At 45.1% G+C, this 12,438-nt stretch carries 8 protein-coding genes and 2 tRNA genes; 1 reads left to right on the top strand and 9 read right to left on the bottom strand.

Annotation, left to right across the window (positions count from 1 at the left end; genetic code table 11):
* Positions 1-161: 161 nt before the first annotated feature.
* From glmS to ppc, 7 genes are all read right to left on the bottom strand, one after another.
* Positions 162-1,994 carry a glutamine--fructose-6-phosphate transaminase (isomerizing) gene (gene glmS, locus AC6CIF_RS15360; protein WP_076217241.1) on the bottom strand — a complete coding sequence of 611 codons (1,833 nt, stop codon included), beginning with the start codon at positions 1,992-1,994 and terminating at the stop codon, positions 162-164.
* A gap of 698 nt (positions 1,995-2,692) precedes the next feature.
* Complete coding sequence (gene glmM, locus AC6CIF_RS15365; RefSeq protein ID WP_076217240.1) at positions 2,693-4,033, bottom strand: phosphoglucosamine mutase; 1,341 nt, start codon at positions 4,031-4,033, stop codon at positions 2,693-2,695.
* 72 nt (positions 4,034-4,105) lie between these two features.
* Positions 4,106-5,599, bottom strand: coding sequence for a CdaR family protein (locus tag AC6CIF_RS15370; protein ID WP_498200331.1), 1,494 nt, complete (start codon positions 5,597-5,599; stop codon positions 4,106-4,108).
* Positions 5,592-6,428 (bottom strand): diadenylate cyclase CdaA, encoded by an 837-nt coding sequence (cdaA, locus tag AC6CIF_RS15375; RefSeq protein ID WP_047841664.1) that lies wholly within the window; start codon positions 6,426-6,428, stop codon positions 5,592-5,594. Before cdaA ends, AC6CIF_RS15370 begins: the two co-directional genes overlap by 8 nt.
* Before the next feature lie 311 nt (positions 6,429-6,739).
* Complete coding sequence (locus tag AC6CIF_RS15380) at positions 6,740-7,354, bottom strand: zf-HC2 domain-containing protein (RefSeq protein ID WP_036614042.1); 615 nt, start codon at positions 7,352-7,354, stop codon at positions 6,740-6,742.
* 136 nt (positions 7,355-7,490) lie between these two features.
* Positions 7,491-8,057 (bottom strand): RNA polymerase sigma factor SigW, encoded by a 567-nt coding sequence (sigW, locus tag AC6CIF_RS15385; protein WP_036614044.1) that lies wholly within the window; start codon positions 8,055-8,057, stop codon positions 7,491-7,493.
* A gap of 260 nt (positions 8,058-8,317) precedes the next feature.
* On the bottom strand, positions 8,318-11,110 hold the full coding sequence (gene ppc / locus AC6CIF_RS15390; RefSeq protein ID WP_076217238.1) for a phosphoenolpyruvate carboxylase: 2,793 nt from the start codon (positions 11,108-11,110) through the stop codon (positions 8,318-8,320).
* A 579-nt stretch (positions 11,111-11,689) separates the two neighbouring features.
* On the opposite strand from ppc, the gene AC6CIF_RS15395 reads away from it, so the two are divergent.
* Positions 11,690-12,037, top strand: coding sequence for a WGxxGxxG family protein (locus tag AC6CIF_RS15395; protein ID WP_076217237.1), 348 nt, complete (start codon positions 11,690-11,692; stop codon positions 12,035-12,037).
* 234 nt (positions 12,038-12,271) lie between these two features.
* Here the strand turns inward: AC6CIF_RS15395 and AC6CIF_RS15400 are convergent.
* Positions 12,272-12,342, bottom strand: a tRNA-Gly gene (locus tag AC6CIF_RS15400).
* Positions 12,343-12,353: 11 nt separating this feature from the next.
* Positions 12,354-12,427, bottom strand: a tRNA-Pro gene (locus tag AC6CIF_RS15405).
* Between the last annotated feature and the right edge of the window lie 11 nt (positions 12,428-12,438).

The following is a 12,438-nucleotide window of genomic DNA, read 5'->3' on the forward strand; positions in this document are numbered from 1 at the left end:
TCCTGATACATCAAAAAAGTCCTGATGACTTAGAGTCATCAGGACCATTATTTTGTTTGGTAATCCATGTCATCAGACAACAGTTCGTGTAGTTCCATACTTTTGTAAATGGTTCTACACTTATTTATCATTGGAAAATAAACTAATTTGTACAGAATACCTTACTCAACCGTTACACTTTTCGCCAGGTTACGTGGTTTATCCACATCATGACCCAGTGCCAGGGAAGCATAGTATGCCAGCAATTGCAGCGCAACTACAGACAAAGCAGGGCTTAGCAATGGCAGCGTCTTAGGAATTGCAAACGCTTGGTCTACGGATTTCAGCAATGGTGCTACGTGCTCTTCGTACGTAATTGCCAGTACATCCGCACCACGTGCTTTCACTTCTTTGATGTTGCTCACTGTTTTCTCAAGTACGTTCTCCTGAGTTGCCAAAGCAATAACAGGGATGCCGTCTTCGATCAATGCGAGCGTACCGTGTTTCAACTCACCGGCAGCATACGCCTCGGAGTGAATGTAAGAGATCTCTTTCAGTTTCAATGATCCTTCTTGAGCTACTGCGTAGTCAAGACCACGACCAATGAAGAAGAGATGTTCATGTTTGGAGATTTGCTCTGCATATCCTTTGATTGCCTCCGCTTGCTCCAACATGGACTCCACTTGCTCAGGCAATGCTTGCATTGCTGCCAGCGTGTGTGCAATCTCTTCTGCAGATTGCGTACCACGAACTTGTGCAAGGTACAGACCAAGCAAGTTGAACGCGATCAACTGCGAAGTATACGCTTTGGTAGAAGCTACTGCAATCTCAGGACCTGCCAATGTTGCAATAACATCATCTGCATCACGTGCAATGGAGCTGCCCACTACGTTTGTGATTGCCAGTACATGTGCACCATTGGATTGTGCTTCACGCAATGCAGCAAGCGTATCGGCAGTTTCACCGGATTGGCTCACTACGATTACAAGTGTATCTTTGTGCACGATTGGGGAACGGTAACGGTACTCGGAAGCCACATCTGTTTCAACCGGAATACGTACCAATTGCTCAATCACTGTACGTCCAACCAGACCTGCATGGTACGCTGTACCACATGCAATGATTTGAACGTTACGGATATTTTTAATTTGTTCTTCAGTCATTTTCAACTCAGGAAGTTGAACTTTTTTGCCTTCATTATCGATGCGACCCAGCATAGTATCACGATATGCTTTTGGTTGCTCATGAATTTCTTTCAGCATGAAGTGCTCGAATCCGCCTTTTTCTGCGGTTACAGCATCCCAATCGACACGAATCATTTCCCGAGAAATAAAGTTGCCTTCAATCGTCATCAATTCGACAGCATCATGTGTCAATACAGCCATTTCACCATCATTCAGAATGTACACGTTACGTGTATGTTCCAGAATTGCCGGGATGTCGGAACCAATGAAGTTCTCGCCTTCACCAATACCAATAATCAATGGGCTTGCTTGACGCACAGCTACGAGTTTCTCAGGCTCATGCTCTGTCAATACACCCAGTGCAAATGCGCCACGCAACAACGTGATCACTTTTTGAACTGTTTTGACGATATCACCATTGTATTCACGTGCGATCAGGTGAGAGATAACCTCAGTATCTGTCTCGGAAGTGAACGTGTGACCTTGAGCCATCAATTCATCCTTCAGATCCAGGTAGTTCTCAATAATACCGTTATGCACAACAGAGAACTTCTGGCTTCCATCTGTGTGTGGATGAGAGTTCTCATCTGATGGTTTACCATGAGTTGCCCAACGTGTATGTCCGATTCCGGCATTACCTACCAGTGGTGCACCATCCAGCTTGGCTTCAAGGTTCGCAAGACGACCAAGAGCTTTTGTGATTTGCAGACCTTCTGGTGTGAATACTGCGATACCTGCAGAATCATAACCACGATACTCAAGTTTCTTCAATCCTTCAACCAATACCGATTGAGTGTTCTTATTACCAATATATCCAACAATACCGCACATAATTTATTTCCTCCGTTTGTATATGAATACTGTGTCACGAAGATAAACAGGCAGAGGCGGCACATCGGAAAAATGAGTGATTGCCTAGCGTTTCATGAATACTTGGTACTTATTCAATTATCAATGATCAGAGCGACCTCGTGTCGCCCCGCTGTCATCATAAGTGTTATGAATGCAATCATGAATGTACATCATTTTCCCGTCCGCGTACTGTTTACGCTCTTCACGCACATTCATTTGAATTTTAGTTTAACTCTTGCACCTGCACCGGCGCGTTGTGTGGACAGTCACCTATCCATTTTCCGCAATCCGGTTTACGGCTCTGGTGCTTCACCGGGAGGTCCCCGCCGAACAATCCGAACACCTCCACCTCGTCAGCTTGATTGCCGTTGATCTTAATCAGCCGTTCTTCAACCTAGAAGAAATCCTGATCAACATCATCCCGCGCAACTCCAAGCTCTGGCGCTTGTGTAACTGTAACCTTACGTTCCTCACTTTCTGTGTCTGAATGACAACTCCACTCATTATATGCACGTCAGGTCCATTTTGCAATGGAGCAAAGTACCTGTGACAATTTTAGCATATTTACCTACAATCCCGACCGGATAAACGGACCTATGGTCTCATCAGGCCGGGACGCAGGAATATCCATCATTAGAGGTAATTCAAAAATTCCGTATCTCTTACATCTTCCAGTCCTATACCAGTTCTTTTTGCACTACATCTGCGATGTGAGACACAAATTGTTCAAGTTCGTCTTTATCTGGTCCTTCCGCCATAACACGGATCAGAGATTCAGTACCTGAAGCCCGAACGAGTACACGTCCATTATCGCCGAGTTGCTGTTCTACTGTAGCAATAGCCTGCTCGATTGCAGCATTGCCCTCGTATTTGCTCTTATCTTCAACACGCACATTCACCAATACTTGTGGGTACTGGGTCATTAGCGCTTTTAGTTCACTCAGTTTTTTACCGGAAGCCTTGAGCGTATCCACGAGTTGAATCGCAGTCAGCATACCGTCTCCAGTTGTATTGTAATCCAGGAAAATAACATGGCCAGATTGTTCTCCACCCAAGTTGTAACCGCCGCGACGCATTTCCTCCATCACATAACGATCACCTACTGCCGTTTTAGCTGTTTTCAGTGCAAGTTTCTCCGTTGCTTTGTAGAATCCGATGTTACTCATAACGGTCGATACAACAGTACTGTCCTTCAACTTGCCTGCACGATTCATCGCATCACCGCAGATACACAGAATGAAGTCTCCATCCACCTCAGCGCCTGTCTCATCAATAGCAATCAGACGATCCGCATCCCCGTCAAAAGCAAGACCCAGATCCGCTTTATGTTTAAGCACTTCTTGTTTCAGGTTCTCTGGATGAGTTGATCCACATTGCTCATTAATATTCAGGCCGTTAGGCTCAGCGCCAATGGCAATGACTTCTGCACCTAGTTCACTGAACAATTTTGGTGCCAGTTCATAAGCTGCTCCGTTTGCACAGTCCAAAACAATTTTAAGTCCAGAGAACGACTCATTTACAGTCGTTTTCAGGAAATCAAGGTAACGATAACGTGATTCTTCATCTGTCGTTACAGTACCCAGACCGCCACCTACTGGCCGTGGCAATTGATCTGTCTCCGCATCCATCAGTTCTTCAATCCGGTTCTCTGTTTCATCAGACAGCTTGAAGCCATCTCCACCAAAGAACTTGATTCCGTTATCCTCAACCGGATTGTGGGAAGCGGAGATCATCACGCCCGCGTCAGCTTTCAACAAACGTGCAATATACGCCACTCCAGGAGTGGATACAACGCCCAGACGGATCACATCAGCGCCAATGGACAACAGACCTGCAACCAGTGCGGATTCCAACATCAATCCCGAGATACGAGTATCCATGCCGATAACCACTTTTGGTCTTTCCACACCACCTGCAAGCACGTAACCACCACAACGTCCAATGCTGTAAGCCAGCTCTGCCGTTAACTCTTTATTGGCAACCCCTCTTACACCGTCTGTACCAAAATATTTCCCCATGATTTAACTCCTTCTATTCGCATCATATACGAGCACTATTATTATTTGTTGAGAATTTTAAAATTAGAACGTTTACGGATTCGCGCCACTTTTACTGCCAGTACCGCTGTTATTATTATTTAAATTACCTCGACTGCTTGTGCTCCCCTGTTGGCCCTGATCCTGAGTATCCGTATTCGATTCCGTTTCTTCTTCATCAGGAACAGGCTCCGTTTCCCCGTTTTCGACCTCGGCTGGTGAAGGGTCAGGTGCTACCGTTCCCTCGTCCGTCGGTTCTTCGCCAGGAGTGGTAGTGGTGTCTTCAGCCTTTTCGCTAATTTTGACCGTCGCACTTAATGCAGTGGATGATTCATCCAGTTTGGCATAACGGGGCAGATCGGCTTCAAGCTTGATCTCATGCGTTCCGACCGCAAGTCCAGCAAGATCCCCGGTTAACGTGAGATCATCACTACTTAGACCCTCAAGCATACTAGCTGAGCCTGTGAGTGTGAGGTTCAGACCGCCACTTTTAGGCGTAACGAGTGTACCTTCCAGCCCATTCCCCGCATCGGTAAGTGTGATGGGGACGTTCGGAAAGACTTTGGTAGTCTCCTCTGCCTCGTCAAATGGGGATATGGTTACCTTGATCTGAATCGAACTAGGCTCGATTTTCTCAAAACCGGAAGGCGGCGTCAAGTCCACGTTAACTGTTGACGTACCTGACTGCTCAAACTGCGTTAGATCAAGGGTTACTTGGTCGTAGGCCTGTATACCCGCAAGCGCATCCTCTGATCCATAAACCGAGACTTCTTTCACGCTTGGCTCTACTGTGGAGAGTACCAGGCCTTCCGGAAGCTGTCCCGAATATTTGATTCTTAAGGGTACAGATGTATAGGGCTGATTGACCGGAACCCGGACTTCAACCGTTTGAGGCGTTATAATCGCATTTTCAAGGACCTTGCCCTCAGCATTGTATGCTTGAAGTTTCACTTTTTTCTGTATGACATCTTCCTTGACATCTTTCACGCTCACACTGCCCTGGACCTTCGCTACAGCCTCGAGTTGTCCTTCGGGCAGAGTTACCTTAACCGGCGTCGAAGGTTCAATTACGGGCGTTCCAGCGCTGTATCCGGCGGATGGTTCCCCTTCGGGTACAATATTCACATTGAAGGATTTGGTGCCCAATTTTTCTACGTTCACCGTAACCATGGAAGGTTCCATGCTGACCACTTCTACCCCGGAAGGCAGATCAGGTACGAGTGGCAGTGTATTGGACCCATCTTTCACCTGACTCAGATCGACCAGTACCTTGTAGTCATCATTCGTAAAAATCGATGTTAGCATCGAGCGCTGCCCTTTGATCTCCAGCCGGACCTCATCCGTACTTAATGAAGTAAGCACATAGCTGTTGCTGTCTAATCCATAAGGTTGAACAGGCACCGTACGTTCCACAACCTTGTTGGTTGTCCCTGTTGTAATCGTAGGGGTGGTTGGTACCTCATCCAGATGAATCATGAACCAGAGCAGCAGGCTCACCGCAAGTGCAAGTATTTTGGCAAAGTTATTATTGTTAAACCACTTATCCATTGTTACGTCCTCCCTTCCGTTTCCAGAAGGTTGTCCAGCCATTCTTTTTCAGATTGGATGTAGGGCGCAACTCCTCATACAGTTTGGCAATCAGCGATTCTTCCTTAATATCACGAACGACCTGTCCATTCATTGCAAGTGACACTTGTCCCGTCTCCTCGGAGACAACCAAACAGATCGCATCTGCAACTTCGGTAATCCCGATTGCTGCACGGTGACGTGTTCCCAATTCCTTACTGATAAAAGGATTCTCTGATAATGGCAAATAACAAGCTGCCGCCGAAATCTGTTTTCCCTGTATAATAACGGCTCCATCATGGAGCGGTGTATTTGGAATAAAGATGTTAATCATCAGCTCTGAGCTGACCAGAGATTGCATCTTAATGCCCGATTCCGTGTAATCGTTCAGACCCGTTTCACGTTCAAATACGACCAAAGCGCCAATTTTACGCCGTGACAAATAATTAACTGACTTAATAATCTCACCAATTAACACAGTTAATTCTTCATCACTCGCTGCCGCTGAACGTCCAAACAGCTTACCGCGTCCCAATTGCTCCAGACCACGACGCAGTTCCGGCTGAAAGATAATGAACACCGCAACAACACCAAACGTAAACATCTGGTTCATTAACCATTTGAGCGTATACAGGTTTAGCCACGTACTTAATGCCCAGATCAGCACAAGGAACAGAATCCCTTTCAGGAGCTGAACCGCACGTGTCCCCCGCACAAGCAAAATCAGTTTGTACATAATATAGGTAACGATCAATATATCGATAACGTCCTTAATGGACTCTGTCCACGTTAAGTCAGCAAAATAATTCATAAGCCAGCCCCCGCTATCCCCATTGATGAGTAACCCTGATCTCATATTAACCCATTAGGATTTTATATAATCCTTTGTCTCCGCGTTTTGCATCATTCGATTTGTGCAAAATGCGTATCTATATGTAGTAGTATGTTCTCTTTAGTATCTAGGTTATAACGTTAACGTTCAGGTTGCAAGTTACGGCAGTCTCAAACTGCACATAAACATCACATTTCCCATGATTTACAAAGTTTCGTATAAAAAAAGAGTACCCCATGCAATCTGGAGGTACCCTGCTTGGTATATACCATTGAAGATTTTACCCTGTTCTAGCGATAAGCCACTTCATTTACCATATTGGTTATTTTGTACCAGAACCAGTCCAGCGCCTGATCAATACTTTTCACCTGACCTGAAATATGCGCCGTTGAAGCCTGAAACAGTTGTCCGTCGATAACCGTCAGATTGCCGTTCACATCACCATATACTTGTGCGGTTCCATTTTCTATCGTAAGATCGCCAGCAATTGACTTACCTTCAGGAACAATAACCGTGTTACCCTGAATCACGATCTGGTCCAGATTATTTCCCTTAACAACCATCTCGTTATTCTGATTCCAGAAATTCAAGGCGCTAAAGAGCATCACGACCAAAAAGAAGGCTGCCGCCGTCAGCGCGGGATGTCCTTTGACCCATTTGAGCCATGCTTGCTGTCTCTTGGGCTGGGGCAGAGCATTCATAATTCGATTGGTCAGCTCATCAGAGGCAGACGGTGAATAGTGTTTCATGGCAAAGAGTAACATTTCCGTCTGTTCCAACTCTTTAAAGCGCATGCGACAATCCGGACAGATCACAAGGTGACTTTTCAGTTCAACCTTCTGGGCCGGGGACAACGACTCATCCAAACATTCATGCATTAAAGAGACGGCCGAGTTGCAATCCATATGAGAGCCAATCCTTTCTTAAATCACTTAGTCCATGTGCCATTAAAAAGCACGCATAAGACTTGCATACATTACATACGCATCCGTTTCGGATATGTTTCAAATAATTTCGCCCATATTTAAAGGCGTTTAACATTTATAACTTATACTCCAATTTTTTACGTAGAAAATCACGGCCCCGATGAACGCGTGTCTTGATCGTTGTTACGGGCATACCTGTCACGTCACTGATTTCCTGTAGCGACAAGTCCTGTAAATATCTCAGAATCATAACGGACTTATACTTGGCTGGCAAACTGTCAATGGCCTCACGAATGAGTGTCTGCGTTTCTGACAGGAGCGCTTCACTCTCCGGTGTACGATCATCACTCGGGAGCATCGCATAACCATCAGATCCTTCCTGATCATTCAGTTCAGCATCCAAAGAGTATGAAGGTTTCTTTCTGCGCAGTCGGTCAATACACAGATTGGTTGCGATCCGGTAGATCCAGGTTGAGAACTTCTGGTTCGGGTCGTACTTCTCCATATTACGAAACACACGCAAAAACGTCTCCTGCACAACGTCTTCAGCTTCATGACGATTGTTCAGCATCCGGTATGCCAAATGAAATAGCTTGTCCTTATATAGTTCAACGATTTCTGCAAAGGCTCTTTGGTCGCCCTTGAGCACCAGTTTAATAAGCCTGTTCTCCAAATTGTCCACCCTTATTCCCCCAGACATGCTGATGGGTCTTCCGTCTTCTGATACCCGTCCACACTTGTAATTCACCAATCAAATCGTAAATCAACTTTGGTCAAAAATCAAGACTGTATGACAAATATCCGCCAAAAACAGTAAAAACGGGAACTCCCGCAGGAGTCCCGTTTCATCTCTCACTCCGTAGAGCAGAGAATGGAGCTTTTATTCAACAAAGTAATAGGTACTTTGTTACATATGATTATTCAAATGAAGCAGTTCAATCATCAACCTGTATTACGCAGTCCTGCAGCGATGCCGTTAATTGTCAGCAACACTTCTCTGAGCAGTTCCGTATCATCCTCACCACGTTCACGCATATCTCTGAGCTCGCTCAGAAGTTGAACCTGCATGTAGGACAACGGATCTACATAAGGGTTACGAAGACGAATGGATTCTTGAATAACCGGTACATCATCCAAAATTTCAGCTTCTCCGGTAATTTTCAGAATCAGCTCTTTTGTGAGCTTGAATTCGGCTTCAATCTGACCGTATATGCGATCACGGGCTTCCTTGTTCGAAGTCATTGCTGAATATTCTTTGGCAATCACCAGATCTGCCTTGGCTACGGCCATCTGTACCGTATCAATTAATGTACGGAAGAATGGGAAGCTTGCATACATTTCTTTCAGGACAACCAGATTTTCCTCTTTACCCTGATAGTAACTTTGCAATCCTGTTCCTGCCGCATACCATGCCGGAAGCAGATAACGACTTTGAGTCCATGCGAATACCCAAGGGATCGCTCTCAGATCTTCAAACTTATCGCTATTTTTACGCTTGGATGGACGGGAGCCAATGTTCAGCTCACCAACCTCCGGAAGCGGCGTTGATTCTTTGAAGAATGTGAAGAAGTCTGGATCACGGAAAATCAGATCCTGATATTTCGTCAGAGATACTTCCGAAATCTCTTTGATAATACTGTCCCAATGACGTTCGGATGCTGACTCTTGCGGCTCAAGCCCATTAAGTGCTGCTGTGATTAGAGCCGAAGTTGCCTGCTCCAAACTGCGGTATGCAATCCCTTGAAGGGAATAACGGGAAGAAATAACCTCTCCCTGCTCCGTAATCTTGATGCCCCCACCAATCGTATGTGGTGGTTGAGCAAGAATACTGCGGTTGAGTGGCATGCCGCCACGTCCCAAAGCCCCGCCACGTCCATGGAAGAACTTCAGCTTAACGCCATGTTCATTACCTACAGCCGTGATGGCATTCATTGCTACACGCAGTTCCCAGTTGGCTGTAACCACTCCGCCATCCTTGTTGCTGTCAGAATAACCAAGCATGATTTCATGCAGTTCATTCCGTCCTTTTACGCTTGCGCGGTATACAGGAAGGTTGAACAGCTTCTGCATAATGTCCGAAGCCGCATGTAGATCATCAATGGTTTCAAACAGTGGTACCGCTTGAAGAGTAGATACAACCTCACCGTTGTGTCCTTTGGTGAATAAGCCCACTTCCTTGGCAAATACCATAACCTCCAGCAAATCACTTGCGCCCTGCGTCATACTGATCAGGTAACTTGTGATACAGCCGTTCCCAAATTCGTTTTGGGCACGCTTAATGGTACGGAAGACATCCAGACATTCTTTGGTTCCCTCCGTGTATTGGTGATAAGGAGAAGTAAGCGGACGTGGATCATCCAGCAAACGAGCAAGCAGATCGATTTTACCGTCTTCAGTCAGACGCGCATAATCCTCTACAATGTTCATTTTCGCCAAAATCTCCGACATCGCATTTTCATGTTCCTTACTGTGCTGACGCACATCCAATGCTGCAGTATGGAAACCAAACAACTCGACTTGACGAATCATTTTGCGAATGGTCGTATCTGCTACGTAATCGGCAAAATGATGGCGCAGACTTCGATCAATAATCATCAGTTCATCAATCAAATCCTGTGCGCTATGATAACGGTCAGGCTGACCTAATTTGTTCTCATCCAGTACATTGTTCAGCTTGGCAATCATATAAGCCAATTTGATGCGGTATGGCTCTTTTTCATTCCGCCAGATATCCACTTTTTTCAATGTAACAGAATTACGGTCCTGCTCAATCGACTGCACCAGCTCATCCGATACGTGAATGATGTTTGTGCTGAAGCTGAGATGGCCCATAAGTTCAATCATAATCCGTTGGTATTCACGCAAAGCGAGCTTGCGTTGCATCAAGAGTGTCTGCCATGTTACATCTGAAGTTACCGAAGGATTTCCATCCCGGTCTCCACCGATCCAGGAACCGAACCGCAAATACGTCGGCACATGCCAGTCATGGTCAGGATAAAATTTGTTCAGGCAGCGTTCCAGCTCCTGATATACATCCGGAAGTACGTGGAACAACGTTTCATGAAAGTAATACATCCCGTTCCGCACTTCATCAAGTACAGTCGGTTTACGGTCGCGAAGTTCATCTGTCTGCCAGAGTGTAATAACCTCATTCAGCAGCTTCTCACGCAACTGTTCACGTTCACGCAACGTCAGCGTAGGATTATCAAGTGACATGACATCTTCGGATATCCGTTTATGGATGTCCAGAATAACCCGGCGCATAGCTTCGGTTGGGTGAGCTGTCATAACGAGTTCCAACGACAAATCGTCGAGAATCTCTTCCACCTCTGTATGAGACAGTCCACGTTCCTTAAGATCCTGTACTGCTTTCTCAATCGATCCTGGCTGCACAGCGTCCCCTGCAGAACGTTCATAATCCCGTTTACGCCGGATCCGATGGTTTTGTTCAGCAATATTAACTAATTGAAAATAAATAGCGAAAGCCCGAATAACCTGGTGACGATTGTCCGAGTCTAATTCCTGGATCATCGTTTTGAACTCTGCATAGAGTTCTGGCAGAAATTCTGCACGCAACGATTTGCTCGTTTCCCGAATCTTCTCAACGATATCTAGAAGCTCCGTGCCGCCTTGATGGACAAGAACTTCTCCGAGTATATTGCCCAGGAACCGCACGTCTCGCCGAAGCAGGTTGTTGGATTGGCTTTTGCTGGCGGTTACCATAGTTTCAGTCATGCTTATCCTCCCATCTGATCGTTCCATTCGTACACGTAAATTTGACACCTTCATAACATCATACAATAAAATGGTACGAAAATCTTTATTTTTCTACTAGAAAAAATGGGGATTATCCCCGATTTACAGCACAAAAACACGCTTTTTTATTCATTTTCTTGTTCTGCTTCAATTAATGGTCATATGCTGTCGCATGATACCTTTTTCACGTACTTTAGATAAATCAAATATCTCATACCTATGCTTAAAAATTTATAAATATACAGTTACTTTAGATATGATTCCATGGTACCTGATCGTAAGGTTAAACCGCATAATTTCATTATTTGAGAACAGATGATATACAAAGAAACATGACCGGCAAAGCAAGCTTTTGTATACTTTACCACAGTGACGTAATAAATTAAAGATAAAATTATAAATTCCTTCCCACTACAAGTCTGCTTATTAGGGGAGTTTCTTATGTATGTTCCTAACCTACTGTAAACGTAGGGATATCTTAACAGACCATTTCTACATAATGTTCTTAGCTTTTTGGGCAGATTAATCTATAGCTCTTACTAAAAAGGAGGAATCCAAATGATGAAGAAAGGTACAACAATTATTGCTTCCGTGCTTCTGGTGGCCGCGATGGCTGGCCCTGCTGCTGCTGATGGTCAAATGTCCAAAGGAATGGATACAACCGGCTCACGTGTCCGGTCTTATCAGGACACCAACTACATGGACCGCACAAACACTAATTCCAACATGAATATGAACATGGATGGAAACTACCGCAACAATGGTGACTATCGTACCAACAATGTTCGGGCAAATGCTACAACAACCGACCGTGACAACGGCATGGATTGGGGCTGGCTTGGTTTGCTGGGACTGCTTGGATTAGCTGGCATGCGTAAAAGAGTGACGGACCACAACGAACGTTAAATTGTGCGCTCTTCACCTATACAATAGCTGCTGCATCTTAGAGGCAGCTCATCCACAGAGATAAACAGAAGAGCCAAGACCTCCCTAATTGGATAGTAAAGGGGTCTTGGCTCTTTTTTAAATGAACCTGTATTGTACTTTACATAAAATATTATATAAATAACTGCTAAATTCTTACGTTAATAAAAGTAAAAAGCCTCTGCATCTGCAAAGGCTTTTTCGTTATATCCTATAAGCGGGTGATGGGAATCGAACCCACGCTATTAGCTTGGAAGGCTAAAGTTCTACCATTGAACTACACCCGCATAAACAAAAATCGGGATGACACGATTTGAACATGCGACCCCCTGGTCCCAAACCAGGTGCTCTACCAAGCTGAGCTACATCCCGATACTAAAAAA

This window comes from Paenibacillus sp. GQ49 (genome assembly GCF_059759055.1).